Source organism: Lentzea nigeriaca (assembly GCF_016907955.1).
Taxonomy (GTDB): Bacteria; Actinomycetota; Actinomycetes; order Mycobacteriales; family Pseudonocardiaceae; genus Lentzea; species Lentzea nigeriaca.
The window spans coordinates 1-25,396 of the sequence record NZ_JAFBCX010000032.1 but is presented as its reverse complement, the minus strand read 5'-3'; the positions used below and the strand labels follow the sequence as shown (position 1 = coordinate 25,396).

Below are 25,396 nucleotides of genomic sequence, written 5' to 3'. Positions count from 1 at the left end.
GCGAGCTCGCCAACGGCACCTGGAAGCTGCGGATCTCCGACCTCTACCGCACCACCGACGCCGGCTACCTCGACGCCTGGCAGCTCACCTTCTGAATCCGTTCATCCAGCGAAAACGCCCGGTGGCCTCCCGCCATCGGGTGTTTTCGGCGTGAGCAGGTTTCGGATTCCTACAACCGTTCTGCACCCAAGCGGAAACCACCGTGCTCACCGAGCGCTCGAACACTTCTCTCATGGCACTGATCAGCGAAGTCGAGGCACTCGTGAGCGGCCACCTCTCCCTGGTGGAACGCGAGGTTCGGCAGTTGGCCCGCAGGTTGCCGGCGCACATCGACCGGGACGACCTCCTGTCGGCGGGGCTGACCGCGCTGGTCGCGTGCGCGCGGAGCTACCGGGGCGACGCGCCGTTCGCGCAGGTCGCCTGCGTCCGGGTGCGCGGCGCACTGATCGACCACCTCCGCACCCTCGACTGGGCGAGCCGCTCGGTCCGGACCAGGGCCCGCGAGCTCCAGGCCGCCGAGGACCATCTGGTGGCGGCACTCGGCCGCACGCCCACCGCGGCCGAGCTCGGGCAGCTGCTCGGGGTGTCCGAGCGCGAGGTGGCCGCGTGGCACCACGACGTGCAGCGGGCGGCGACGGTCAGCCTCCAGGGCGTCACCCAGGAGACCGCGGATCTCCTCGTCCGTGAGCAGGCGCCCGGCCCAGAGGACGTGGTGCTGCTGCGTGAGCGGCTCGGTTACCTGCGGGACGCGATCGACGCTCTGCCGGCCAACCTCCGCACCGTCGTCATCAGGTACTTCCTCCAGGACCGCTCGATGGCCGACATCGCGGCGGAACTGGGTGTCGGCGAGTCCCGCGTCTCGCACATGCGCGCCGAGGCACTCGCGCTGCTCCGGGACGGGGTCAACGCGCAGCTCGACCGTGACCTGGTGGCCGAGCCGCCGTCCGGCAGGGCAGCGCGCAAACGTGAGGCGTATTTCGCGGAGGTGGCCACGCGTGGCACGCTCCGCAGCCGTCTCGCTGCCTGAGTCTGGCCGCTCCTCCATACGTTTGTGCTGGTTGGCGCCTGCAAGTACCACCAACCCTTGATCGAATCGCTGCTTTCCACACCCAACTTCGTCCACGTTCACCGGACGGTCGCGGCGCTCACGAAGCCCGGTTGGTAGCAGGAAAGTGCTCGTCAGCGCAGCCGGTACACCACGTCGACGACGACCTCGTCCTTGATCTGACCCGGTGCCACCGGCACCTGCGCACTGTCGGCCGCCTGGGCCAAGACCTGAACCGGCGATGCGCCACCTGCGGCGGCTTCGTTCACGGACACCAGGTCCCCCAGCCGGTGGCCACTGAGCTCGGCGTACTGCGCGGCCGCGTCGTGGGCGTTCTTGAAGGCGGCGGCGCGGGCCTGGTGGCGAAGTGCCGCGCGGTCCTCGAGATCGAAGGTTATCCAGTTGATCCGCCCGGCGTCCCCGGCCGCGGCCACGGCAGCGTGCAGTACCGTCCCGGTCCTCGACACGTCCCGCACCTTCACCGTGAAGGCCTGACCTGCCTGAAAGCCCGCCAGATGTGAGTTGCCGCCGGCCTGGTCGGACTCGTAGACGGGGTTCAGCCACATGTTCTCGGTTCGGATGTCGCGATCGGACACACCCTGAGCGCGCACGGCCTCCAGCAGCGCTCGCGCGGCCGTGGACTGCGCCGCCTCGGCTTCCGTGGCCGTGGGTTTCCTGACCTCCACACCGACGCTGATGACGGCCAGATCCGGTACCGCCGATGCCTTGCCGTGTCCGCTGACGGCGACCGTGCCCGACTCGGCCGCCTGTGCGGGAACGGACACGGTGACCAGGCACGCCACCGCGAGTGCGCCTACCCCCACGAGCCGCCTGAGCGCAGAAGGGGTGGCACGGACGGAATTGGTGCCGTCGTTGAACGGAAACACGATGACAGGGTCCTCTCGGAGAGCGGTGTGCTGAAGCATCCGGACGATCAGCCTCGACCACCACCAGGTCGTAGGTGAACACCAACTCGGACTCCTGGAACTGAACGAGTGACAGATCGCCACGATCGGGCGTCAAGCCGTCATGACCACCTCGCCTCGGGGTGGTCATGACGGCATTCGGCTGGTCGGGCGTGGTCAGCTCGGGGGCGCGAGCACCACGACGGAGTTGTGGCCGCCCATGCCGAGCGACGACTTCACCGTGATCCCGTCAACCAGGGGAGTGGCACCGTCGAGAAGCTGCGGGTGCGCCCTCGCCACCGTGGGCGGTGCGGGCACGATCCCTCGTTCGCACCCGATGGCGGCGGCGGCCACCTCGATCGCGGAAGCCGCACCCTGGCAGTGCGCTGTCAGCGGCTTGACCGAGTAGATCTCGGTGTGCGGCCCGAAGAGCGTCTCCACCACGGCCGCCTCCGCCTGGTCGCACTGCCGGGTACCGGGCCCGTGGGCGTTCAGGTACCGCACGGAGCCGGCGTCGACGCCCGAGTTGGCGAGCGCGTCCCGGAAACACGTCATCACCTGGGCCAGCCCGGGCTCGATCGAGGTGACGTGGTGGGCGTCGTGTGACATCGCGCCACCGAGCACGTGCAGGTACGGCGTGGAGCTGTGCTTCGACAGCACCATCGCGACCGACGCCTCGCCGAAGACGAACCCGCGACTGCCCTCCTGGAAGGGACGGCATCCGTCCAGTGGGTCGGTGTCGGAGACCGCGACGCCGAGCCGCACGAAGTGGTTCACGTTCTCCGGGGTGGCGGAGAGGTCGGTGGCCACCAGCACCACGTCGTCCACCACGCCGGCGTCGAGCCACGACTTCGCCGTGATCAGCGCGGCGTTGCCGGAGGCGCACATCGCCGACACGTTCATCGCCGGGCCGTGGAACCCGTACTCCTTCATGAGGGTCGACATCGGCGTCGACGGCATGAGCGCGACGAAGTCCCGCTTGGACACGTCCCGGTCACGGGTCAGGTAGAAGTCGCGCCAGAGGTCCACTTCGCCGAGCACGACGGCGTGCAGCAGGCCGACCCGCCGTCCTGGACGCCAGCCGTGGTCACCGGCGTCCGCGATCGCCTCTCGTGCCGCGGCCCGCATCGCCCGCGCGAACCGGCTCGGCCCGTCCTCGGAAGAGCCGCCGTCCGGGACGAGCGACACCCACGCGTCGTCCGCTCCGTAACCGCCGACCAGGTGGGCGGAGGGCTTACCGCTCACGAGCCCGTCCCACAGCGGCTCACGGCCCCAGCCGTATCCGCTGACCACTCCGATGCCACAGATGCCGATCATGTCCAGTCCTTTCCTCGGGGTTATGCCCCTCAGAGCGGATCGGGTTCGGAGGACCTGACGAGATCCGTGCCGCGGCATGGGGCGGACTCGTGTTGCGGCGGAAAGCGCGCAGCCAGTCCCGCACGGTGGTTTCCGGCAGGCCGAGCAGCAGCGCGATCCGGCGGTAGCCCTTGCCGGCCACGTGCGCCGCGATCGCCTCGAGGATGACCGGCGCCGCGTACGCCCGGCGTCGCACCATCCAGTCCGGCAGCAGCACGTGGGTGCGGCGGCAGTCGGCGCACCTGGCCCGGCGGGGGCGCACCTTCCGGTCCGCGACACCGCGGAACCGCACCACGCGTTCGCGCGCGTTTCCCCAGGGCCGCAGCGCTCCACGGCACACGGGGCAGCTGAGTCGTCCAGCGTGGAGCGACTCCTCAAGCAGCGCATTTGTCCCGTCAGTCACATTCATGCCCAATTCTCGTCAGGTCGGTCCTGTACCTGCCGCTAAGAGAGGTATGGACATCGAGGTGAAGCTCGACCAGGACGTCGTCGACCTTGCGCCGTCGGCCGACGCCGCGGTCATGTGGTGGTTCGACCTCACGACCAACTCGGCCACGTGGATGCCGGGAATGGCCGATCTGCTCGGTGTGCCGGACGAGGCGGACACCGAGATCCGCGCCCGGCTCGTGAGCCTGATCGAACCGGTGGTCGTCGCCGCCCGCGCCGCCTCGGTGTGGCAGGACTTCGCGCTCGAACAGCCCTATTCGCTGCCGGACGGCACCATGAGGTGGATCCAGCTGCGGGCCTGTGTGTCCGGCGACGCGACGGCGAGGAGCCTGACAGGTGTTGCCACCGACGTCACGAGGCGGCACGCGGACCAGCAGGCGCTCGCCGACCTCGCCGACCGCTATCGGCTGCTCGTCGAGCTCAGCCCCGACGCGATCGTGGTGCACGAGGCGGGAGTGCTGACCTACACCAACCCCGCGGGGGTCCGCTTCCTCGGTGCGAGCTCGGCGGACCAGGTCGTCGGCCACCTGATCAGGGACTGCGTGCATCCGGACGCGGTGCCGGAGATGATGCGGCGGCTCAGCGGGCTGACCGCACCGGGAGCGGCCACCGAGCCCTCCGATGCCACCATCGTGCGGTTCGACGGGAGCACGATCGACGTCGAGCTGGTGTCCGTGCGGACGACCTGGGAGGGCAGGCCCGCGTACCAGGTGATCCTGCGTGACGTGAGCGCGCAGAAGGCCGCGGAGGCCACTCTGCACTACCAGGCGGCACTGGTCGCACATGTCAGCGACGCGATCATCGCGACCACCGCCGAGGGCATCGTGACGACGTGGAACCCCGCCGCCGAGACGGTGTACGGGCGTGCGGCGGCCGACGCCGTGGGCAAGCCGGTCGGCAACCTGGTGGGCGCGCGGCTCGATCCCGCCGCCATCGTGCGCCTGGGTGGCATGGACCGGGCGGTGCACCGCCGTTCCGACGGCACCACGCTCGTCATCAGGGTGTCGGCCGCCGAGATGGACGACGGCTACGTGCTGGTGTGCGCGGACGAGACCGCGCGGCGCCGGGCGGAACAGCACTTCACGACGGTCGTCGCCTCACTGGAGGAAGGGGTCCTGGTGGTGGGCCCGGACGGTCTGGTCGAGTCCGCCAACCCGGCGGCGGAACGGGTCCTCGGCATCCGCGAGGATCGCATCGTCGGCTCGCGCACGACCGATTGCCCGCTGTACGACGAGCAAGGTGCCCGCCTGCAGGAATCGGAGTATCCGTGCGTACAGACCCGGCGGACGGGGCTGCCGCACAACGGGCGCGTCGTCCGCCTACGCAGGGCCGACGGCGAGGACATCTGGCTGTCGGTGAGCTGTCGTCCACTCAATCAGTTGAACACCTATCCCGCCTCCGTGGTCATCTCGTTCACCGACATCACCGAGCGCAAGTCGATCGCGGCCCGCCTGGAGCACGATGCCACGCACGACGGACTGACAGGACTGGCGAACCGGACACTGGTCATCCGGCACCTGACGACGCGGATGGGCAGGATGTCGGTGCTGTTCGTCGACCTGGACAAGTTCAAGGTCATCAACGACTCGCTCGGGCACGCCGTCGGCGACAAGGTGCTGCGGATCGTCGGCGAACGGCTGCGCAGGTGCGTCCGCGGTGGCGACCTCGTGGGCCGGCTCGGCGGTGACGAGTTCGTGGTCGTCGTCCGTGACGTCTGCTCGGACGACGTGCGCGGGCTCGCCGAGCACCTGCGCGATGCCGTCGCCGCCCCCATGCAGGTCGACGGGCGGCAGCTCCACCTCGACGCGAGCATCGGCATCGTCCTCGCCATGCCCGGTGATCCGCGTTCCGGCGAGGACCTGTTGCGGGACGCGGACGTGGCGATGTACCAGGCGAAGTCCCATGGCCGGGGCCGGTACGTGTTCTTCGACGTCGACCTTCGCGAGAAGATGCAGCGCCGCCTCCAACTCGAGGGGGATCTGCGCGCGGCAGCGGCGAACGAGCAGCTCTCGGTCGTGTACCAGCCGATCGCCGATCTCAGGAGCGGCCGCGTGGCATCGGTCGAGGCGCTCCTGCGCTGGACGCACCCGATCCACGGACCCATCTCTCCCGCGGAGTTCATCCCGCTCGCGGAGGAGAGCGACCTGATCAACCTGGTCGGCGACCACGTGCTGCGGACGACGACCGGGGAGGCAGGCGTCGTGCGGTCCATGGTCGGGACGGACTGCGATCTCGCGGTGAACCTGTCGCCGCGCCAGCTCGACGACCCCCGGCTGGTGGCCGCGGTGCAGGAAGTCCTGCACACGACCGGCATCGCCCCGAACACGCTCTGCCTGGAGATCACCGAGAACGCGCTGATGAGGGATCCGGCGGTCGCGTCCCGCACGCTCAGGTCGCTGCGCGGTCTCGGGGTACGGCTCGCCATCGACGACTTCGGCACCGGCTACTCATCGCTCGCCCAGCTCCGCAAGCTGCCGATCGACCAGCTGAAGATCGACCAGTCGTTCGTCTCCGCACTGGGCGAGAGCCGGGAGGCGGAGGCGATCGTCGGCAGCATCGTGATGATGGCGCACGCGGTGAACCTCACCGTCGTCGCCGAAGGCGTGGAGACCGCCCATCAGCTGGAGGTGCTGCGCCGGCTGGACTGCGACAAGGTGCAGGGTTTCCACCTGGGCAAGCCCACCTCGCCGTACCTGCTGCCGGACCGCTTGCCGGATCGCCTGCCGGAGGGTCAGCCGGCCACGGCGGGCAGGTAGACGTCGATCGTCGTGCCCTCGCCGACGATCGAGGAGATGACAAGTTCGCCGCCGTAGCGGCGGACGATGTTGTACACCGTGGCCAGCCCGAGCCCGGTGCCCTGCCCGACGGGTTTGGTGGTGAAGAACGGATCGAGCGCGTGCTCCAGCACGTCCGCGGGAATGCCGTGCCCGGAGTCCGCGATGGAGAGCTGGACGTAGCGGCCCGGCGCCAGTGGACCTGTGTCCGTGTCCACGACGTGGTTGCGGGTGCGCAGGACGATCGTGCCGCCGGTGGGCATCGCGTCCCGTGAGTTCACCGCGAGGTTGAGCACGATCTGGCCCAGCTGACCGCCGTCGACGAAGATCTGCCACAGGTCGGCGTCCCGGTCCTTGACGATCTTGATCATCGAGCTGAGCAGCGGCTCGAGCAGCGTCTCGATCTCGTCGAGGAACTCGTTGACGTCCACCGGCTCGGGCTCGGCGATGTCGGGCCGGCCGAACGCGAGCAGCTGGGAGATGAGGCGGGTGGCTCTGGTACCCGCCCGGATCACGCCGTCGAGGCTTTTCCTCAGCGATTCGGCGACCGCGGGATCCACGGTGCCGCGCTCCGCGGCCGCCTCGGTCGTCTCCTGGGCGATGCTCGCGTGGCCGAGGATGGACGTCAGGACGTTGTTGAAGTCGTGCGCGACGCCGGCGGCGAGCTGCCCGAGGCTCTCCAGCCTCTCGGCCACCCGCAGCCGGTGGTCCAGTTCGCGCTGGCGTTCCTCCGCCCGGATCTTCTCCGTGATGTCGTCGACGACCCCGACGCACTGGACCATCAGACCCTGTTCGTCGTAGGCGTTGCGCAGGCTTATGTCGAGCCAGCCGCCGCCGGGCGGGTCGATCGGCCACTTGGTCCGGGTCAGCCCGTCCTGCCTGCCCGCGAGCACCTCCGCGAGTTCGCGGTCGCCGTCCAGGCCGATGGCGTTCTGCCACGCGAGGCCGGTCAGCTGATCCGCCGGCCGCCCGAGGATCGTGGTGAGCCGGGTGTTGACGTTGACCGCCTTTCCCTCGGCGTCGACGAGGAGGATCCCCACCGGGGCCGATTCGGCCATCAACCGGAACTGCTGTTCGCTGCGCTGTGTCTCGCGGACCTTCTCGACCAGCTTGGTGTTGACGATGCGCAGGTGTTCGCGGGTGACGCCCTCGTCGATCGGGATCGGCTCGCGGGTCCGATCACCGCCCAGCTCCGCATCCACGACCTCCAGCAGCTTTCCTGGCTCGTCGGTCTTCGTCACGACGTGGCGGACGCCGTACCCGAGTGCGAGCGGGGCAGCCTCGTGGTCCAGGTAGTTGGAGGTCGCGAAGATCACCGGGACTCCGGCCGTCTCCGGCCTGGCGCGCAGCTCGCGCACGAGCTGGTAGCCGTCCATCCGCGGCATCATCACGTCGGTCACCACGAGGTCGGGAATCTCGTCGGTGATCCGATCCAGCGCCTCCACCCCGTCGCCGGCCTCCAGCACCCGGTGTCCGTGGTGGGTGAGCAGGGTCCGCATCAGGTCACGGTTGATCGGTAGGTCGTCGACGATCAGGACCGTCGCCATGCGCTCATCTCCTGGTACGTCAACGGATTTCGTCACCGTAGGGATGCGGGGACGACGTGCAACTCGATCTTGTACGGAGCGCTACATCCCTGCGGTGGCATGACTTGCGCGCTCGTAACCGGTGCGCAGCTCGGCGACCACCGACTCGGCGCCCGCGATGTCGCCGGCCTTGAGCCGCAGGCTGAGCTCACCGCAGGAGTTCACCACGTCGACGGCACCGATGTGGCCCGCGAGACTGGTCAGGTCGTGTGCCTGCTCCCTGGCCGTCTTGGCGTCCCCGGCGGCGACGGCTGCCGCGATGGCGTCGATGTGGCGGGGCGCCGCGGTGTGGAACGCGCTCAGCACGCGTGCGGCGAGGTCACCCGGTTCGGCGGGACGCCCGAACCGGAGCTGGGCCAGTCGTTCGGCGATCGCCGAACGCAGGTTCTCGTCCGAGATGGTCATGGTGATTCACCCTTGCGGGGTGTGAGTATTGCAACTTTTCGCTCCTACATTACGCCGCATGGAGTACTCGGCAAGCGCATCGCTTCGGTCCTCACGCATCGTCGGGTCGAGCGTGGTGATCGTGATCGTGATCAGCGGCATCGCGTTGCTCGGGCACGCCACGGGCGTGCGGATCCTGGCGTCGATGTTTCCCGGCACCGCCACGATGAGGTCGCTCACGACGCTGACGCTCATACTCTCGGCGATCGGGTTGTGGTTGATCGCACCCGAGGCGGCGAGCACTCCGCGGCGTCGCGCGGGCCAGGCGCTCGGCCTGGTGGTGGCGCTGGTCGGGGCACTCGTGCTGGCCGAGTACCTGACCGGTCTGCACCTCGGCATCGACACCCTGCTGTTTCCGGCGCGTGCCAGGGAGTGGGCGGTCACCGACTTTCCCGGACGTCTGTCACCGCACACCGCGGTCGCGTTCGTGCTGTCCGGCCTCGCGCTGGTGTTGCTGGACACCGATGGCAGGCGTGGGTACCGGCCTTCAGCCGTCCTCGCTCCGGCCGGCGCTCTCGTCGCCGTCGTCGCTTTGCTCGGCCACGCCTACGGCATCGTTTACCTGTCCGGTGACTCGCGGGTGGGCCAGATGCCGTTCAACACGGCGTTGTGCCTCATCGCCCTCTCCACCGGCCTGGTGGCGTGCCGTCCGGACCGGACGACGGCCAGGGTGTACCTCGGCAGCGGTGCGGGTGGAGCCGTACTGAGGCAGTTGAGGCTGGCGCTGACCTTGCTGCTCGTGTTGTTCGGCCTGCTGCTGAACTCGTTGGGCAGCGCGGACTTCGCCGCGAAAACCACCGTGGTCACCGTGTCCACCGCCGCGACGGTCCTGATTCTGTACGCCGTGTTCCTTCGTGCGGGGTCCGGTTTGGACAGAGCCGATCGGGCCCAGCGGAAGCTGCTCGCCGAGCTGCGCGGGGAACGGGACTTCAACCGCACGGTCCTGCGGTCACTGCGCGAGGGTGTGCTCATCGCCGACTCCGCCGGGAAGATCCTGGAGGTCAACCCCCGCTGGTGCGAGATCACCGGGTACGCCAAGGAGGACGTGGTCGGCATCGAACCGCCGTATCCGTGGCTGCCGCACGACTGCCCCTCGGTCGAGGACGATGCCGAGCAGGACGTTCTCGTGTGCCGTAAGGACGGAGACGAGATCGCCGTTCAGGTGACCACCACGAAGGTGCACCCCACCGAGGGAACCCAGCTGATCGTCAGCAGCTATCGCGATCTCACTGCGCGCAACAGTGCCGAGGCCGCTCGGCAACGAGCTGCCGAGCGGCTCGACCACTTCTTCGGCATCTCGACCGACCTGCTGTGCATCGCGGGCACCGACGGCTACTTCAAGCACCTCAACCCCGCCTGGGAAAGCGTACTCGGCTACACCGTCGAGGAACTGATGAGCAAGCCGTACCTCGACTTCATCCATCCCGACGACGTGGAGCGGACCGCTGCCGAAAGCGCCCGGCAGATCGCGTTGAACCAGAGCACGGTGATGTTCGAGAACCGGTACCGCTGCCGCGACGGCTCCTACCGGTGGCTCAACTGGAACGCGGTCCCCATCCTGGACGAGGGACTGGTCTACGCCGTGGCCCGTGACACCACCGCACAGCGCGCGGCCGACGACGCCGCCGCACGCCTGGCCGCCATCGTGAACAGCACCGACGACGCCGTCATCGGCCAGACCCTCGACGGCGTCATCACGAGCTGGAACCCGGCCGCGGAACGCCAGTACGGCTACACCGCCGAGGAGGCTGTCGGCCGGTCCATCGAACTGATCGTGCCCACCGGCGAACGCGACGAGCTCAGCCGGCTCCAGCAGGCCGGCGGCGAACAGTCGATCCGGCTGCACGACGTCGTGCGAGTCCGCAAGGACGGCAGCCGTGTGCACGTGGAGGTGAGCACCTCACCGATCCGCGACAGCACCGGACAGATCATCGGTGTCTCGTCCATCGCCCGCGACGTCACCGAGCGCATCAAAGCCGAACAACGGTTCCAGCAGCTGGTGCTCGCCGCGCCCGACGCGATGCTGATCGTCGACGAGCACGGCACGATAGTGCTCGTCAACGAGCAGACCGAACGCCTCTTCGGCTACCGCCGCGACGACCTGGTGGGCCAGTCGATCGAACTGCTGATTCCGGCACGGCGGCGGGAAAGGCACGTCGGCCACCGCCAGCGCTACCTGAAGGACCCGGTGCACCGCAGGATGGGCACCGGCATCGAGCTGGCCGGCCTGCGCCAGGACGGCAGCGAGATCCCCGTGGAGATCAGCCTCGCTCCGCTGGACACGGAGCAGGGCACGCTGGTCTCGGCGGCGATCCGGGACATCAGCGAACGCCGCGAGGCCGAACAGAAGCTGGCCGACGCCCGCGACAAGGCAGTGGCCGCCGCGCAGCTCAAGACGCAGTTCGTCGCCATGGTCAGCCACGAGATCCGCACGCCTATGAACGGCGTGATCGGTCTTGCCGACCTCCTGCTGGAAACCCCGCTGGAACCGTCTCAGCGGCGCTACACCGAGGCGATCAGGACCTCCGGCCGGGCACTGCTGTCGATCATCAACGACATCCTGGACTTCTCCAAGATCGAAGCGGGCAAGCTCAAGCTGGTCGAAACCGACTTCGAACTGGACAGGGTCCTCGAGGAGGTCGTCCAGGCGGTGGCCCAGGCCGCCCGCGACAAGCAGATCGAAGTCGTGTGCGACTACCCGCCGAACCTGCCGACCACGCTGCGCGGTGACGACGGCCGGCTGCGCCAGGCTCTGCTCAACCTCCTGGGCAACGCCGTCAAGTTCACCGAGGAGGGCAACGTCCTGCTGCGGGCGGAACCGCAGGAGGGCGACAGGCCCCGGATCACCTTCACCGTTCTCGACACCGGCATCGGCATCGCCCCGGAGGACCTGGCACGTCTCACCGAACCGTTCTCCCAGGCCGACGCCGCCAGCACCCGCCGATACGGGGGCACGGGACTGGGGCTGACGATCACCCGGCAGCTCGTGGAGCTCATGGGCGGCACCCTCGGCATGGCCAGTCAGCTCAAGCAGGGCAGCCGTTTCTGGTTCACCCTCGAGTTCTCGCCCGGGCTGCTCCCGCTGGCGCAGCACTTCCGTCTCCCGCTGCGCAGCAACATGACCGGCAACCGGCTGCTCGTGATCGACGACAACCCGACCAACCTGCACCTGATCAGCAGGCACGCCAAGGCGTGGGGCATGGACCCGACCGCGGTGTCCGACGGTCTCGCGGGCCTCGAGCATCTGCGCGAGGCGGCGCGAACCGGTCGTCCCTTCGGGCTGGCAGTGGTCGACCAGCACATGCCGAACCTCGACGGCATCGGCCTGATTCACGCCATCGCGGGTGATGCGGACATCCCGCCGGTCAAGGTCGTACTGCTGACTTCCGGTCTCTACCACGAGGACCGGCAGGCCGAGACCGCGGGCGCGGCGGCCCTGCTGTCCAAGCCGATCGGCCCGTCGCAGCTCTACAACTGCCTGCTGGAGATCCTCACCCCGGACGCCCGCCCTCCCGTTCCACGTGAGTCGGTGGAGGCGACCACCGCCGAGAGCCGGGGCTTGATCCTCTTGGCCGAGGACAATGAGATCAACCAGATGGTCGCCGTGGAGACGCTCACCAGGATGGGCTACCAGGTGGACGTCGCCCAGGACGGGCAGGAGGTCCTCGAACTCGCGGGCACCAAGCCGTACGTGGCGATCCTGATGGACTGCCAGATGCCGAGAATGGACGGCTACACCGCCACTGCCGAGCTGCGCAGGCGTGAGCAGGGCGGCAGGCGCATCCCGATCATCGCCATGACCGCGCACGCACTCGCCGAGGACCGTCAGCGCTGCCTGGACGCGGGCATGGACGACTACCTCACCAAACCCATCGACACCGGCAAGCTGCGCCGCGCTCTCGACGAGTGGTGCGTCGGCAGCACGGTCTGATCCGGCCATCCCCCGAATTCGGTATGCACCACAGTGGACGGTCGGCCGCCGGTTACGTTCGAAACCCTGGCCCGGCCGCGGAAAGGCATTGTGCGTGACCGTAGTGCTGCTTGTCGCCGTGACGGTGCTGGGTCTGCTCGTCGGTTCGTTTCTCACCACGGTCGTCGACCGTGTCCCAAGTGGACAGTCCGTTGTCAGGCCGAGATCGCGCTGCCAGGCGTGCGGCGCTCAGGTGCGCAGCCGGCACAACATCCCGGTGGTCGGCTGGGTGGTGCTGAAAGGCCGATGCGCCGACTGCCGCGCGCGAACCGGCCTGCACAATCCACTGCTGGAAGCCGGAACGGCGGCGTTGTTCATCGCGATCACCCGGCTCCTGGCCGACGGACCGCTGCTCAGCGCACTGCCCGCCTATCTCTACTTCGCCGCGCTCGGAATCGCGCTCTCGGTCATCGACCTGGAGCACCACCGGCTGCCCGACGCACTCGTCCTGCCCGCCTACCCGGTCACGGCGATCCTGCTCACGGCCTCGTCGGCGGTACGGCACGACTGGTGGTCCCTGGGCCGCGCCGCCGTGGGCGCCGCCGTGCTGTACGGCTTCTTCCGGGCACTGGTACTCCTGCATCCGCGCGGAATGGGGTTCGGCGACGTCAAGCTGGCCGGTGTCGTCGGGGGAGTGCTGGCCTACCTGTCGTGGTCGGCTCTGGTGATCGGCGCCTTCGGTGCGTTCGTGCTGGGCGCCGTCACCGGTGTGGCGATGATGGCCGCGGGACGCGCCGGACGCACGACCGCGATCCCGTTCGGCCCGTTCATGATCGTCGGTGCGCTCACGGCCGTGTTCGCCGCCGGACCGATCGCCGAGGCCTATCTGGGGCTGCTGAGGGCTTTCTGACCACTGTCACCCCGGAGTCGACCAGCTCAGCACCGCGACTTTCCTGCGCCGGACCGGCGGCGAGCCCGTGTCGGAGTCGAACATCGCGACGCGGCTGCGCAGTGCCGGTGTGCCGGTCGCCGAACAGCTCGTCGACTTCGGGCACACGTAGGCGTTGAGGTACGCGCTCACGCCGAAGCCCGGTGTGTCGTCCGGTACCTCGATCACCGGGCCGGTGTAGGCGAAACTGCCGGTCTCCTTGATCCACACTGCTCTGGCGATCGTGCCGAAGCGGAAGACCTGTTCCGCGGCGTTGTTGAGGGTCAGGTCCACCACACCCAGTGGTGCGTAGGTCGTGCCCTGGACGTAGAACTGGTTGCCGGAGTTGTTGACCAGGTTGATCAGTGCGCAGGCGGAGGAGCCAGAGGCGGTGTAGGGAGTGGCGACCACACAACCGCTCGCCGCGCGCAGTGCCGGGGGTGTGTAGCTCAGGTCGAGCTGGATCGCGTCGATGTCCACGTTGTCGCTCGCCTTGGAGTTCGTCGAGACCGACACCGCGATCGTGGCGCCGGTGAACGTACCGGCGTTCACCGCCTTCGCCAGGGAACCGGTGCCCGCCGTGTCGAGCGGGATGGCGTCGGTCCGCCACGACGACGAGCCGGCCTGTCCGGTGGCGGTGCCGGTCACCGCGGTCGACCCGTTCGGCGTCACGGTCACCGACACGGGATCGGTGGCGGCTGAGTCGTTGTGCCGGTGCACCACCTTCGCCGTCGCGGACCTCAGCACGGAACCGGCCGGGATCGGTGCCGGCGGGGCGAAACCGCCCACGGTCACCGTGCCGGTGGCGGGGTCGCCCTTCTTGAACTTCCACGTCCCGAAGACGGACCCGTCGGCGTCGGCGAACGTGGTGGCGGTTGTGGTGCCGAACTGCCCGGCGTCCGTGACGGTCGTGGGCTTGAGGGTCGTGGTTCCGGTCAGTGTGACGGTCTGTGCCGTGCCGCTGGTCAGCCCGTACACGGCCACTGGCGGTCGGCTGGTGCTGTAGGTGCCGCAGATCTCGGCCTGTCCGGACTTCACCGCGAGCCGGCTGTCACCACCGAAGATGAACTGCACGCCGCCGGCGTTGACGCCGTCGATCGGGTTGTCGCACGCTCCCGGGATCTGGACGTTCACCGGTGGTACCCCGGAAGGGGCGCTCGGCGTGCCCGCGACCAGTCTGCCGTCGTCGATCGTCCACACGTTCTCCGACGGCTTGAGCAGCGGGTTGCGGTCGGCGCCGGCGTTGTGGAAGTCGAAGTAGTACACGCCGGGTTTGAACCACCAGGTGCTGTAACGGCACGCGCTGTTGCCCGCCATCATGTCGGTCAGGCCCTTCGCGTCGTCGTAGTAGCCAGGTTCGAACGCGACGACCGAGCTCGGTGTCGTGCACGGAGGCAGTGCGCGCCAGGGGGGAGCGGTCGACGTCTCGGGTGCGTAGCCAGGGTCGTCACCGAGCGCGTTCGCCGCGCTGTAGTTGCACGATGGCGGGGGAGTGCTCTGCACGGCGCCCGTACAGGCCCCTCGGGCGTAGACGCCGGCATTGGTGGTGAGGGAACCGTTCACGACGTTGAGGGTGGAGTTCGAGAAGACGGTGCCGTGGACGCGGAACACGGAGGTCGTCGGCTGTTCGATGCGCACACCGTCCTCGCCGGGGACTCGGCCGAGGGTGAGCAGCGCCGCGCCGGGCCGGTTGCACTGGGCCACCGACGGGCAGTGGATCAGCACCTTCGCCGCCTCGCCGGTGCACGTGACCGCGGCCGAGTCCTGCCCGGAGATCAGCGGAAGGGACAGCGTGTTGCCGCCACCGAAGCACTGCTCGCCGGGGGCGGCGGTGTAGGTGCCGGCGCGCAGCGTGTTGATCGCGGACTTCATCGCGGCGTCCGCGGCGGAGACCGTGGCGGCCTGGTCGCGCAGGGCGATCGTCGCGCGAAGGTTGGTGTCGGAGAAGAACAGCAGCGCCGACAGACACAGCGCGATCACGGTGACGATGATGAGGACGAGGATCAGCGAGGCGCCGCTGTCGTCACGCCGGGTCCGCCGGATCATGTCTGCCTCCGCTGACCGGTCAGGGCGATCGGGTAGGGAATGGCTTTCGGAGAACGGACCGTGAACGAGAGCGTCACCTGTTCCGGTGCCGCGGTGCCCGTGCAGGTGCTGGAACAGGTGACCGAAACCGTTGCCGGGTCGACGTTGTGGGCCATCACGATGTCCGACACGGTCGCCCCCGCGCACTTCAGGCGGTGCAGCTCGGAGACCGACCCCACCGCCCGCAGGTAGTAGGCGACGACGTCGGTGGCGACGACCGCGGTCGAGCCCGAGGTGTTCCAGTTGTCGGACAGGAACCGGACGGCCGCGGTGGGCGTAGCGGCGCTTCCGCAGACGAACCCGCCCGCGTTGAACGCCGCCGCGGTCTGGACGGACGCCTTGAACGGCACGGTGCCGCTGGCGTCGACGTCGCCGCTGTAGTCCCGGATGCCGAGCGAGGCGACGTCGCGTGCGAAGTACGCCGCGCTGATCTGCGCGTCGTGGGACAGGACCATCCGCTCGACCGCCTCGTCCGAGCTGCGCAGGAACCCGATGACCGCGTTGCCGAGCGGCACGGTGATCACCGCGAGCACCGCGATGGCGATCAGCAGCTCGATCACAGTGAGACCCGCGTCGTCGCGGCGGCCGGTCAGCCGCACGGCGGGTCCACCGGTCGGCACGGCTTGCGCAGCGTCAGCACGACCGTCTCGGCCGCGCGGGCGTCGGCGCTCGCGACCCTGGCGGTGAGCTGCTGCAGCCCGGTGTCGGTGGCGGGGCAGGCCGACTGCCAGGCGCTGCCGTTCCAGTAGCGCATCGAGCCGGACACGACGGAGGCGCTGTAGCCCGACGGCGGGGTGAAGCCGGCCGGTGAGGCGTAGGCCGACGACGGGGCGCAGTTGACGTAGCCGCCACCGGTCACCGCGGCGTTGATCGCTTCGACGTAGTTGTGCAGCACCGAGCCCGCGGTGGCCTGCTTTCGGTGGACGTCGGAGACCAGCACGCTGGTGCCGAGCCCGGCCATGACCGCGACGAGCGCCACACCCATGATGGACACCGCGACGACCAGTTCGATCAGCGTCTCGCCGCCGTCACGCGCGGCCATCATGTGTTCACCTGGTCGAAGATGCCGTACATCGCGGACACCAGCGCGACAGCGACGAAGCCGACGATCAAGCCCATGACGACGATCACCGCGGGTTCGAACAACGCGGTCAGCTTCTTCAGCTTGTAGTCCAGTTCGCCCTCGTAGTAGATGGCGGTGACCTCGAGCTGGACGTCGAACGTGCCGGTCTCCTCGCCGACGCGCATCATGCGCGCCGCCGTACCGGGAAACAGGCCGGTCGCGGCGAGCGGGCCGGCGAGACCCTCGCCCTCGATCATCGCCTCGGCGACGTGGGAGAGCGCGCGCATGAACAGGACGTTGCGCAGGGAGTCGGTCGCCACCCGCAGCGCCTCGGGCAGCGGCACACCCGCGCGCGCCATGGAGGACAGGATGCGGCAGAACCGCTCCACGAGGGCGTACTCCACCGCGGTGCCGATCACCGGCACCTTCAGCAGCAGGTAGTCCCTGACATAGCGGCCGCCGGGTGTTCTGACGGCGAGCAGGTACAGGACGACAGCCGCGACCACACCGCCGATCAGCGCCCACCACCACTGGGTGATGAAGTCGGTGATCTTGAGAAGGATCCGGGTGGGCAACGGAAGCGTGGCGTTCATGCTCGCGAAGAAGGTCTTGAAGCGCGGCAGGACGAAACCCGCCAGAACGCTCACCGTCGCGGCAGCCATCAGCACGATCACCGACGGGTACACCAACGCGGATTTGATCTTGCGCCGCGCCTCCAGGTCACGTTCGAGGTACTTCGCGAGCTGCTCCAGAACGGTGTCGAGCTGGCCGGTGACCTCGGCCGAACGCAGGATGCCCCGGTAGAACTCGGGAAAGATCCGCGGGTGGTGGTCGAGGCAGTCGGAGATCGAGTCACCGCGCCGCAGCCCGTCCTCCACGTCGCTCATCATGCGGCGCACGGACGGGTTGGAGGCCTCCGCGCCGAGGCTGTGCACCGCGTCGATGATCGGCAGTCCCGCTCGGATGAAGGCGGCGAGCTGCCGGGACAGGTGCATGACCTCCTCGCGCTTGACCCGCCGCGGGGTCAGCTCGACGTCGAGGACACTGCGCCGCTCGGTGAGCTGGATGCCGCGCAGCTGCTGCTCCAGCAACGCCGCCTCGGCGGCCTCCCGGTTGACGGATCGCTGCAGGCCGCTCGCGGGCCGTCCGTCCGAGTCGATGGCGACGTAGGCGTATCTGGGCATCTCAGCTCCCCATCACGTAGATGCTGCGCAGCACCTCGCCGAGGTTCGTGACACCGTCCTCGATCAGGCGGGCGGCGTCCTCCTGCAGGGTCCGCATGCCCTCGTGCCGGGCGGTCTTGCGGATCTCGTCGTGCGGGGCGCGGTTCAGCACCATCTCCCGGATCGCGTCGGTGACCGGCATCAGCTCGTAGACGCCGATTCGCTCCAGGTAGCCGGTGCGGGCGCAGAAGTTGCATCCGGTGCCGCGCACGAATCCGTCCTTCGGGGTGCGGCCGCCCATCGACTCGAAGAGCGCGAGTTCCTCGGCGGGCGGCTGGTACTGCTCGATGCAGTAGCTGCACACCCGGCGAACGAGGCGCTGGGAGACCACCGCGGTCACCGACGAGGCGACCAGGAACGGCTCGATGCCCATGTCCAGCAGGCGGTGCAGCGCGGACGCCGCGTCCGTCGCGTGCAGTGACGACAGCACGAAGTGGCCGGTCAGCGCTGCCTGGACGGCGATACGAGCCGTGTCCACGTCACGGACCTCGCCGACGAGGATGATGTCGGGGTCCTGTCGCAGGATCGACTTCAGGCCGCCGGCGAAGGTGATGCCCGCCTGCTCGTTGATCTGGATCTGGTTGATCGACGGGAAGACGTACTCGACCGGGTCCTCGATCGTCATGATGTTGCGGTCAGGGCTGTTCAGCTCTCGCAGCGAGCCGTAGAGGGTCGTGGTCTTGCCGCTGCCGGTGGGGCCCGCGCAGATCACCATGCCGTACGGGGAGCGCAGGAGGGCGTTGTAGCGCAGGGCCGTGACGTCGTGCATGCCGAGCTGTTCCAGCCGGAACAGCGGCCTGCTCTTGTCCAGCAGGCGCAGCACGACCTTCTCGCCGCCGACGACCGCCGTGGTCGAGACCCGGATGTCCACCTCGTGGCCCTCGACGTCCATGCTGATCTGGCCGTCCTGAGGACGACGACGTTCCACGATGTTCATGCCGCCGAGGATCTTGATCCGGCTGACGACCACCGGGCCCATCGACTCGGGCAGGTCGAGCACGTGGTGCAGCGCGCCGTCGATCCGGTAGCGCACGCGCACCCGGTTCTGCTGGGGCTCGATGTGCACGTCGGACGCACGGTCGCGCAGCGCCTGCGTGATGATCATCTGCACGACCTGCACCACGGGGGCGTTCTCGTTCGCGACGACAGTCTCGGTGGCTTCGGCCACCTCCCGCCGCAACCGGTCCCTCTCCTCGAACGCCTCGACCTTCGAGCCGACCCCGGCCAGTGCCCGGTAGCTGCGGCTGATCGCGGCCATGATGTCCGAGTGCGCGGCGACCTTGACCGTCACCGACAGGCCGGTGACGTCGCCGAGGATCTTGATCGTGGCCTGGGACGGCGCGGCAACGGCGACGACGATCGTGTCGCCGTGGAGTTCGATCGGGATCGCGATCAGGGCGCGTGCGGTCTCCTCGGCGAGGACCTCGATGGCGGCTGGATCCGGCGTCACCTCACGCAGGTCCACCACGTCGAGCGAGTGCTGCTTCGCGACCATCTCGGCCAGCGTCCGCTCGGTGAGGGCGCCCTGGTCGACCAGGTACTCGCCCAGACGCACACCGCCGGCGCGGTGGGAGGCCTCGAGCGCGTCGGTGACCTGTTCGCGCGTGGCCAGGTTGGCGTCGATGAGCATCTCGCCGAGCCTGCTGCCACCCGAGACGATCGTCAGATCCTGCGAGGCCCCGTCCTGTGGCGGGGCCGCCTCCGTGTGCTTCGGAGTCGCGGCCGGGGGCTGGGGGGCCGGCCTGTCGCGTTTGCCCAGCCTCATGACTGCACGCTCGCGCGCGGCCGCGGATGCGCCGTGACGTCGTTGGGGTAGAGGCTCCGTGCGACCGCTTCCTCGTAGTCGACCTCACCGGCGACCACCAGTTCGGACAGGGACTGCTCGAAAGTCACCATGCCGTCCCTTCGACCTGTGACGAGAGCGTTCCGCAGCTGGTGCGTGCGGCCTTCTCTGATGAGGTTGCGCACCGAGGTGGTCGCCACCAGCACCTCGTGGGCGGCGACGAGCCCTCCGCCGATGCGAGGCAGGAGCCGCTGGTAGACGATCCCGGTGAGTGCCGCGGAGAGCTGGACGCGCACCTGTGCCTGCTGCTCGGGAGGGAACGCGTCGACGATGCGGGCCAGTGCCTGCGCTGTGTCGTTGGTGTGCAGAGTCGCGAACACGAGGTGACCGGTCTCGGCGATGGTGAGCGCGAACCGGATGGACTCCAGATCCCTCATCTCGCCGACGAGCACGACGTCGGGGTCCTCTCGCAGCGCCGAGCGCAGGGCCTCGGCGAAGGACGAGGTGTCGGTGCCGACCTCTCGCTGGTTCACGGCCGAGCGCCGATGCTCGTACACGTACTCGATCGGGTCCTCGATGGTGAGGATGTGGCAGGCGCGGTGGTGGTTGATCTGGTTGATCAACGCTGCCAGCGTGGTCGACTTGCCGGAACCGGTCGGCCCGGTGACCAGCACCAGTCCGTTGTGCCTGCGGGTGAACTCACGCAGCACGGGCGGCAGCCGCAGCTCCTCCATGGAGGGGATCTGCCTGGGCATCATCCGCAAGGCCAGCGCGGTGTGTCCACGCTGGCTGAACGCGTTGCCGCGGATGCGGGCGCGGCCACGCCACCCGAAGGAGAAGTCGTATTCGTGACGAGCTGCCCACGCCGCCGACTGTTCCGGCGTGAGCAGCTCTCCCAGCATCGCCTCGGTGTCGTCGCCCGTGAGCGCTCGCTGTCCCTCGACGGGACGCAGCAGGCCCTGCACCCTGATCTGGGGCGGCATACCCGCGGTGAGGAGAAGGTCGGTGCCGCCGGCGGCGGACAACACGTCGAGCAGCGCGTCGACATCCTTACGCCGGTCGTCAACCTCCACGACAAGCCTCCTCTGAAAGACGGTCAACGGACTTCGTGCCGCACCGGCATCAGGTGCACGCGCCGGTCGCGGTGACAACGCCGGTGGTGCCGTCGTAGGTGATCGTGTAGCCGTTGCCGGTCGACGGCAGTTCCTTGAGGTAGTTCGCCGCGACGAGGGCGGCGATGTCCGCCGCCTTGGTGCCGTTCTTCGCGAGGTAGGCCTCGGCGGCGACTTCCACGTTCTTCTTGTCCGCCTTGCAGGCGGCCGTCTGGCCCTCCTTGTTGAACGCCTGCACGGCGAACACGGTGACGCCCGCGAGCACGCCGAGGATGACGATGACGATCAACAGCTCGATGAGCGTGAACCCGTCCTCGGTCCGGCCAACCGCTCGAATACCTCGACTCATGTCGTTCTCCCTGGGGGATCGCATCACTTCGGTAGCGCAGGCGATACCGATCCGCCACACGCCTTTTCATCGTGACGCCGGCAACAGAATCGTGCAGGTCCTCCGTGCCAGGTTCATTCATTGGCGCGACAAGTACGGACTCGCCGCGCGCGTGAACGGCAGAATAATCGCCAATTTTGGGGATACCCAACGGGGCATCGAAATCTGCACCCGATTTGCACCCGATCTGCAACTCGCAGGGGCCTTCGAATAGCCGAAGCCGCCGCGGACCGCGTCGGTCTCACTCCGCAGGCACGCTCGCCGAGCAGACTTGGTTGCGACCGTTCCGCTTCGCGCGGTACAACGCCTGGTCCGCCTCGCGGAGCACCTCCGCGGAGTCTCGAGGGCGGTCGGGGTCGAACCCGCCGACTCCGACGCTGAGCGTGACCGTGTCGCGCACGCCTGAGGGGTGGGGGATTCGCTGTGCTTCCACGGCCGCCCGGACCCGTTCGCCCGTGCGTTCCGCGTCGGCCAGGTCCTGGTCGGGCGACACGACCAGGAACTCCTCACCGCCGTACCGGTACACCTGGTCGCCCGCCCGGACCGTCGCGGTGAAGGCGGCCGCGACCCGGCGGAGCACCTCGTCACCCGCCTGATGGCCCTGGGTGTCGTTGTAGCGCTTGAAGAAGTCGACGTCGTAGAGCGCGACCGAGTACGGGGAGTGGTTCCGGACGGCACGAGCATGGATCGCCGTGAGGTCGCCGTTGAGAGACAGCCGGTTGCGAACCTCGGTGAGGGGGTCGGTGCGGGCGAGGCGGACAGCCTCCTCATGCGCGACCGCAAGGTCGTCCCTGGCTTGTTCGAGCGACGCGATCTGCCTGCCGACGAGCCGCGCGATGCCGACGACCACCGGCATCATCAGGAACACGCTGCCGACCACCACGTGGTGTGACTGAGTGAGGATCAGGGGCACGACGTAGGAGATGGTGCCCAGCGGCGTTATCGCCCAGATCACCCAAGCCGGGAAGTTCATCCCCATCCAGACGAACACCAGAAGGAGGAACGGGGCGGTCCCGCTGACGAAGCCGCCCATCACCCACGTCGACAGAGCGATGATCGCCAACGCGGGCACCGACAAAACCGCGGGCCAGAGCGGTGAACATCGCTCCCACGGCAGCAGCCAGGCCACTGCGGCGCAGGTGAGATCGGCCGCGCAGATCTCGAGCAGCAACCACGCCTGCTCGGGCAGTGTCAGCATCCCGGGCAGCGCGACGAGGCCGGCGAGTGCGAACAATGCACCGGCCTGGCGCGACGCGGGACGGCCGCGCTGCTGGAGCCAACGCAAGATGGGCACTGTCCGAGCCTAGAGATGGTCGCCGCGATTGTTCCTGGTCGCCGAGGTGGTTCCCCGGTAAGTGTCGATTCGTCTTATCGATTGGATGATGATCCGGGTATCGGCTGAATGCGTGGAGCCGAACCCTCCAGGGGCACATCGATGCTCAATTGTTGCGGACACGTCCGGCATCCAAAGCATTCCGCAGCCGTGCGGACGCATTCATCGCCGTGCACTTTCTTCGGCAGCAGGGCGCCCGGCGCTCACGGCCGGGATTTCCTCCGTGATCGGCTGCTACACGTCGCGGCCCGGTCGACGCGTTCACGCGGCTGACCGCGCTACCGCAACCAATCACCTGACCACCGGCCCACGTCCCGATGAGCAGCCGCCGGAGGACCCCGGCCGCCATGCCGGGCCATCAGCATGTCGGCGAACTCCGGCGAACCTCTCCCCGAGACCACCTGCCCGGATCGCGGCCTTGATCGACGGTTGACGAAAGGCTGAGGTCAGCTTGACGGCCGCCGCCTCGGCGAGGTCCAGCGTCTCATAAGGGACTTCCTGCGAAAACCTTCCCGTTACATCTTGACGCGATCGATGTTATCGCTCACAGTCCACGTGGTGCGTTCAGCCGCACTGCCGGTCAGCTAGTCAGTACCTATCCCCACGCATATTCCTGTACGGACCGTCCTCGGAAAGTGTTAACGCTAACACCCCCTTTCGGGGCAGTTGTCCGTGCGCGGGTGTCGTCGGCGTCCGCGCCGATGCGGCCCGCCTCATGTCGGCGATCCCAATGGTGAAAGGAAAGACGCTATGTCGGTTGGGTTTGCGCGCACCGCGAGGTGGCGTCGTCGGTTGCGGTCGGGGTTGGCCGCCGCCGCGGCGGCGGCGTTCGTGGGTGGGCTGCTCACGGTGGCCACGACGCCGGCGTCGGCCGCCACGGTGGACACCACCGCCTGGTACGTACTGGTGAACCGCAACAGCGGCAAGGCCCTCGACGTCAACGGCGCGTCCACGGCCGACGGCGCCAACCTCGTCCAGTGGACCCGCACCAACGCCAACAACCAGCAGTTCCAGTTCGTGGACTCCGGCGGCGGCTACTACCGGCTGCGTGCACGGCACTCCGGCAAGGTGCTCGACGTCTTCAACTGGTCGACAACGGACGGTGCCGCGATCGTGCAGTGGGCCGACGGCAACGGCACCAACCAGCAGTTCCGGCTGGCCGACTCCCCCGACGGGTACGTCCGGTTGATCAACCGCAACAGCAACAAGGCCGTCGAGGTGCAAGGCCTGTCGACCGCCGACGGCGCCGGCGTCGTGCAGTGGGGCGACTGGAACGGCAGCAACCAGCAGTGGCAACTCGTCCGGGTTGATGGGGGCAGCGGCACCTGCACGCTGCCGTCGACGTACCGCTGGTCGTCGACGGGCCCGCTGGCGACCCCGAAGTCGGGGTGGGTCTCGCTCAAGGACTTCACCCACGTCGTCCACAACGGCCAGCACGTCGTCTACGGCACGACGAGCGACAGCCAGTCGAATTGGAGTTCGATGAGCTTCAGCCCCTTCACGAACTGGTCCGACATGGCCACCGCCACCCAGAACTCGATGTCGTTCAACGCCGTCGCGCCGACGCTGTTCTACTTCGCCCCGAAGAACATCTGGGTGCTCGCCTACCAGTGGGACGGGCCGGCCTTCTCCTACCGCACCTCGAGCGATCCCACCAACCCCAACGGCTGGTCCGCGCCGCAGACGCTGTTCACGGGCAGCGTCCCCGTCACAGCCCCCATCGACCAGACCCTCATCGCCGACGACACGACCATGTACCTGTTCTTCGCCGGCGACAACGGCAACATCTACCGCGCCAGCATGCCCATCGGGAACTTCCCGGGCAGTTTCGGCTCGAACTACACGACGATCATGAGCGACACGCAGGACAACCTGTTCGAAGCGGTCGAGGTCTACAAGGTCCAGGGCCAGAACCAGTACCTCATGATCGTCGAGGCGCGAGGGGCGTGGCCGAAAGCGCAGCGCTACTTCCGCTCGTTCACCGCCACCAGCCTCGACGGTACGTGGACACCGCAGGCCGTCACCGAGAGCAACCCCTTCGCCGGCAAGGCCAACAGTGGCGCCACCTGGACCGACGACGTCAGCCACGGCGATCTGGTTCGCACCAACCCTGATCAGACCAAGACCGTTGACCCCTGCAATCTGCAGTTCCTCTACCAGGGGCGCGCTCAAAGCTCCGACGGCATGGATTACCCCCTCCTGCCTTACCGGCCGGGCCTGCTGACACTGCAGCGCTAGCCGGTGGTGTGACGCAGTTCCAGCTCCGGTGTTCCGGACGTTCGCGGGAACGACGTACGCCGAACCGGGCGAGCGATCAGGAACGGGTGGAGCTGGAGGGGCGGGCTCGGTACAAGGCCGAGCCCGCCCCGCGCACGCTGAGAACCGGGATGGTGGCGGCCTCGTACTGGCGGTGACGGCGCCGGCCGTGGTGTCCCAGGTGTGGTTGTGAAGCAGGACCTGTTCGGTCACCGTTCACAGGTCGAAGTCGGCGTTGCGGACGAAGGCCGACTCCCGCGACTGCGCCGCATCACCGGCAGCAAACTGGATCTCGAACATCAGCCACCGCATCCGCATCACCACTTCACGGGCCTCGCGAGCGCTGAACTCCATGATCACAGCCATCGGGGGTGAAGATCGAAGTCGACCAGCTACCCGACGAGCTGGCCCGCGCGCTGTTCGAAGCCCTCCGGCTGGAGATTCGCCACAACCGCGACACCAACACCATCACCGCCGCCAGCCGGACCGCCCAGAACGCGTCGGTCATCACGCTCGACGCTGCACGGCAAGGCCGTCAGCAGTGCAACAAGAGAATGCGGAACAGGGTCGTCACCCATCGGGTGACGACCCTGTTCTCATCCTTGTGGTGCCCCCGGCAGGGCGCTGTACAGACGGTCCCAACCCACGACGGGGGGTCCGGGGGGGTCTGTCAAACGAGCGGTGTAACTCGGGTTGAAGGAAACTACTTGCGGCCTATGGCCAGACGGCCGTCGAAGGCGATCTCGAACGCGTTCAAC

The 25,396-nt window shown here is 68.4% G+C and carries 22 protein-coding genes; 8 read left to right on the top strand and 14 right to left on the bottom strand.

Annotated features, from left to right (window positions below):
* The coding region (locus tag JOD27_RS44225) for a proprotein convertase P-domain-containing protein (protein WP_204768324.1) at nucleotides 1–95 on the top strand (95 nt) is incomplete at its 5' end.
* A gap of 137 nt (nucleotides 96–232) precedes the next feature.
* On the top strand, nucleotides 233–1,027 hold the full coding sequence (locus JOD27_RS44220) for a sigma-70 family RNA polymerase sigma factor (RefSeq protein WP_204768396.1): 795 nt from the start codon (nucleotides 233–235) through the stop codon (nucleotides 1,025–1,027).
* Between the two features lie 152 nt (nucleotides 1,028–1,179).
* Here the strand turns inward: JOD27_RS44220 and JOD27_RS44215 are convergent, their stop codons facing one another.
* The 3 genes from JOD27_RS44215 to JOD27_RS45720 all read right to left on the bottom strand — a co-directional run bounded on the left by JOD27_RS44215 (nucleotide 1,180) and on the right by JOD27_RS45720 (nucleotide 3,646).
* Complete coding sequence (locus JOD27_RS44215; protein ID WP_204768395.1) at nucleotides 1,180–1,932, bottom strand: SIMPL domain-containing protein; 753 nt, start codon at nucleotides 1,930–1,932, stop codon at nucleotides 1,180–1,182.
* A 195-nt stretch (nucleotides 1,933–2,127) separates the two neighbouring features.
* A complete protein-coding gene (locus JOD27_RS44210) occupies nucleotides 2,128–3,267 on the bottom strand; it encodes a beta-ketoacyl synthase N-terminal-like domain-containing protein (RefSeq protein ID WP_239571764.1) in 1,140 nt (379 codons plus the stop codon).
* Nucleotides 3,215–3,646 (bottom strand): DUF6431 domain-containing protein, encoded by a 432-nt coding sequence (locus JOD27_RS45720; protein WP_307830677.1) that lies wholly within the window; start codon nucleotides 3,644–3,646, stop codon nucleotides 3,215–3,217. The genes JOD27_RS44210 and JOD27_RS45720 overlap by 53 nt, the downstream gene beginning before the upstream one ends.
* Before the next feature lie 115 nt (nucleotides 3,647–3,761).
* Here JOD27_RS45720 and JOD27_RS44205 point away from each other — a divergent pair, with 115 nt between their 5' ends.
* Nucleotides 3,762–6,509, top strand: coding sequence for a sensor domain-containing protein (locus JOD27_RS44205; protein WP_204768393.1), 2,748 nt, complete (start codon nucleotides 3,762–3,764; stop codon nucleotides 6,507–6,509).
* Here JOD27_RS44205 and JOD27_RS44200 read toward each other — a convergent pair.
* Together JOD27_RS44200 and JOD27_RS44195 are read right to left on the bottom strand one after the other, a co-directional pair.
* Nucleotides 6,485–8,074: an ATP-binding response regulator gene (locus tag JOD27_RS44200; RefSeq protein ID WP_204768392.1), complete on the bottom strand. Its 1,590-nt coding sequence runs from the start codon at nucleotides 8,072–8,074 to the stop codon at nucleotides 6,485–6,487. The genes JOD27_RS44205 and JOD27_RS44200 overlap by 25 nt on opposite strands.
* 81 nt (nucleotides 8,075–8,155) lie before the next feature.
* Nucleotides 8,156–8,518 (bottom strand): Hpt domain-containing protein, encoded by a 363-nt coding sequence (locus JOD27_RS44195; RefSeq protein WP_204768391.1) that lies wholly within the window; start codon nucleotides 8,516–8,518, stop codon nucleotides 8,156–8,158.
* Nucleotides 8,519–8,576: 58 nt separating this feature from the next.
* On the opposite strand from JOD27_RS44195, the gene JOD27_RS44190 reads away from it, so the two are divergent.
* Together JOD27_RS44190 and JOD27_RS44185 are read left to right on the top strand one after the other, a co-directional pair.
* The gene (locus JOD27_RS44190) at nucleotides 8,577–12,488 is read left to right on the top strand and encodes a PAS domain-containing hybrid sensor histidine kinase/response regulator (RefSeq protein WP_204768390.1); all 3,912 of its coding nucleotides are present in this window, start codon (nucleotides 8,577–8,579) and stop codon (nucleotides 12,486–12,488) included.
* Nucleotides 12,489–12,582: 94 nt separating this feature from the next.
* Nucleotides 12,583–13,377 (top strand): prepilin peptidase, encoded by a 795-nt coding sequence (locus JOD27_RS44185; protein ID WP_307830676.1) that lies wholly within the window; start codon nucleotides 12,583–12,585, stop codon nucleotides 13,375–13,377.
* Between the two features lie 6 nt (nucleotides 13,378–13,383).
* Here JOD27_RS44185 and JOD27_RS44180 read toward each other — a convergent pair whose 3' ends face one another.
* The 7 genes from JOD27_RS44180 to JOD27_RS44150 are packed head-to-tail and all read right to left on the bottom strand — an operon-like array spanning nucleotide 13,384 to nucleotide 21,010.
* Nucleotides 13,384–15,441, bottom strand: a complete 2,058-nt coding sequence (locus tag JOD27_RS44180; protein ID WP_204768389.1) for a hypothetical protein — start codon at nucleotides 15,439–15,441, stop codon at nucleotides 13,384–13,386.
* On the bottom strand, nucleotides 15,438–16,100 hold the full coding sequence (locus JOD27_RS44175) for a PulJ/GspJ family protein (protein WP_307830675.1): 663 nt from the start codon (nucleotides 16,098–16,100) through the stop codon (nucleotides 15,438–15,440). Before JOD27_RS44175 ends, JOD27_RS44180 begins: the two co-directional genes overlap by 4 nt.
* Nucleotides 16,070–16,525: a type IV pilus modification PilV family protein gene (locus JOD27_RS44170; protein ID WP_204768388.1), complete on the bottom strand. Its 456-nt coding sequence runs from the start codon at nucleotides 16,523–16,525 to the stop codon at nucleotides 16,070–16,072. The genes JOD27_RS44175 and JOD27_RS44170 overlap by 31 nt, the downstream gene beginning before the upstream one ends.
* A complete protein-coding gene (locus JOD27_RS44165) occupies nucleotides 16,522–17,727 on the bottom strand; it encodes a type II secretion system F family protein (RefSeq protein ID WP_204768387.1) in 1,206 nt (401 codons plus the stop codon). Before JOD27_RS44165 ends, JOD27_RS44170 begins: the two co-directional genes overlap by 4 nt.
* A gap of 1 nt (nucleotide 17,728) precedes the next feature.
* Nucleotides 17,729–19,531 carry a GspE/PulE family protein gene (locus JOD27_RS44160; RefSeq protein WP_239571759.1) on the bottom strand — a complete coding sequence of 601 codons (1,803 nt, stop codon included), beginning with the start codon at nucleotides 19,529–19,531 and terminating at the stop codon, nucleotides 17,729–17,731.
* Complete coding sequence (locus JOD27_RS44155) at nucleotides 19,528–20,622, bottom strand: type IV pilus twitching motility protein PilT (RefSeq protein WP_307830674.1); 1,095 nt, start codon at nucleotides 20,620–20,622, stop codon at nucleotides 19,528–19,530. The genes JOD27_RS44160 and JOD27_RS44155 overlap by 4 nt, the downstream gene beginning before the upstream one ends.
* A gap of 49 nt (nucleotides 20,623–20,671) precedes the next feature.
* Nucleotides 20,672–21,010 carry a type II secretion system protein gene (locus JOD27_RS44150; RefSeq protein ID WP_204768386.1) on the bottom strand — a complete coding sequence of 113 codons (339 nt, stop codon included), beginning with the start codon at nucleotides 21,008–21,010 and terminating at the stop codon, nucleotides 20,672–20,674.
* On the opposite strand from JOD27_RS44150, the gene JOD27_RS44145 reads away from it, so the two are divergent.
* On the top strand, nucleotides 21,009–21,263 hold the full coding sequence (locus JOD27_RS44145) for a hypothetical protein (RefSeq protein ID WP_204768385.1): 255 nt from the start codon (nucleotides 21,009–21,011) through the stop codon (nucleotides 21,261–21,263). The genes JOD27_RS44150 and JOD27_RS44145 overlap by 2 nt on opposite strands.
* Before the next feature lie 27 nt (nucleotides 21,264–21,290).
* Here JOD27_RS44145 and JOD27_RS44140 read toward each other — a convergent pair whose 3' ends face one another.
* Nucleotides 21,291–22,343, bottom strand: coding sequence for a GGDEF domain-containing protein (locus JOD27_RS44140; protein ID WP_204768384.1), 1,053 nt, complete (start codon nucleotides 22,341–22,343; stop codon nucleotides 21,291–21,293).
* Nucleotides 22,344–23,132: 789 nt separating this feature from the next.
* On the opposite strand from JOD27_RS44140, the gene JOD27_RS44135 reads away from it, so the two are divergent.
* Nucleotides 23,133–24,620: a non-reducing end alpha-L-arabinofuranosidase family hydrolase gene (locus tag JOD27_RS44135; protein ID WP_204768383.1), complete on the top strand. Its 1,488-nt coding sequence runs from the start codon at nucleotides 23,133–23,135 to the stop codon at nucleotides 24,618–24,620.
* 234 nt (nucleotides 24,621–24,854) lie between these two features.
* Here the strand turns inward: JOD27_RS44135 and JOD27_RS44130 are convergent, their stop codons facing one another.
* Nucleotides 24,855–25,004 carry a hypothetical protein gene (locus JOD27_RS44130; RefSeq protein WP_204768382.1) on the bottom strand — a complete coding sequence of 50 codons (150 nt, stop codon included), beginning with the start codon at nucleotides 25,002–25,004 and terminating at the stop codon, nucleotides 24,855–24,857.
* Nucleotides 25,005–25,009: 5 nt separating this feature from the next.
* On the opposite strand from JOD27_RS44130, the gene JOD27_RS44125 reads away from it, so the two are divergent.
* Nucleotides 25,010–25,396, top strand: a 387-nt coding sequence (locus tag JOD27_RS44125; RefSeq protein ID WP_204768381.1) for a hypothetical protein, incomplete at its 3' end; no start/stop codon positions are given.

Coding starts and splice junctions, on each gene's coding strand:
- JOD27_RS44220 (WP_204768396.1), top strand. CDS start 233: ATGGCACTGATCAGCGAAGTCGAGGCACTCGTGAGCGGCCACCTCTCC.
- JOD27_RS44210 (WP_239571764.1), bottom strand. CDS start 3,267: ATGATCGGCATCTGTGGCATCGGAGTGGTCAGCGGATACGGCTGGGGC.
- JOD27_RS44205 (WP_204768393.1), top strand. CDS start 3,762: ATGGACATCGAGGTGAAGCTCGACCAGGACGTCGTCGACCTTGCGCCG.
- JOD27_RS44200 (WP_204768392.1), bottom strand. CDS start 8,074: ATGGCGACGGTCCTGATCGTCGACGACCTACCGATCAACCGTGACCTG.
- JOD27_RS44195 (WP_204768391.1), bottom strand. CDS start 8,518: ATGACCATCTCGGACGAGAACCTGCGTTCGGCGATCGCCGAACGACTG.
- JOD27_RS44190 (WP_204768390.1), top strand. CDS start 8,577: ATGGAGTACTCGGCAAGCGCATCGCTTCGGTCCTCACGCATCGTCGGG.
- JOD27_RS44180 (WP_204768389.1), bottom strand. CDS start 15,441: ATGATCCGGCGGACCCGGCGTGACGACAGCGGCGCCTCGCTGATCCTC.
- JOD27_RS44170 (WP_204768388.1), bottom strand. CDS start 16,525: ATGATGGCCGCGCGTGACGGCGGCGAGACGCTGATCGAACTGGTCGTC.
- JOD27_RS44165 (WP_204768387.1), bottom strand. CDS start 17,727: ATGCCCAGATACGCCTACGTCGCCATCGACTCGGACGGACGGCCCGCG.
- JOD27_RS44160 (WP_239571759.1), bottom strand. CDS start 19,531: ATGAGGCTGGGCAAACGCGACAGGCCGGCCCCCCAGCCCCCGGCCGCG.
- JOD27_RS44145 (WP_204768385.1), top strand. CDS start 21,009: ATGTCGTTCTCCCTGGGGGATCGCATCACTTCGGTAGCGCAGGCGATA.
- JOD27_RS44150 (WP_204768386.1), bottom strand. CDS start 21,010: ATGAGTCGAGGTATTCGAGCGGTTGGCCGGACCGAGGACGGGTTCACG.
- JOD27_RS44135 (WP_204768383.1), top strand. CDS start 23,133: ATGTCGGTTGGGTTTGCGCGCACCGCGAGGTGGCGTCGTCGGTTGCGG.
- JOD27_RS44130 (WP_204768382.1), bottom strand. CDS start 25,004: ATGGCTGTGATCATGGAGTTCAGCGCTCGCGAGGCCCGTGAAGTGGTG.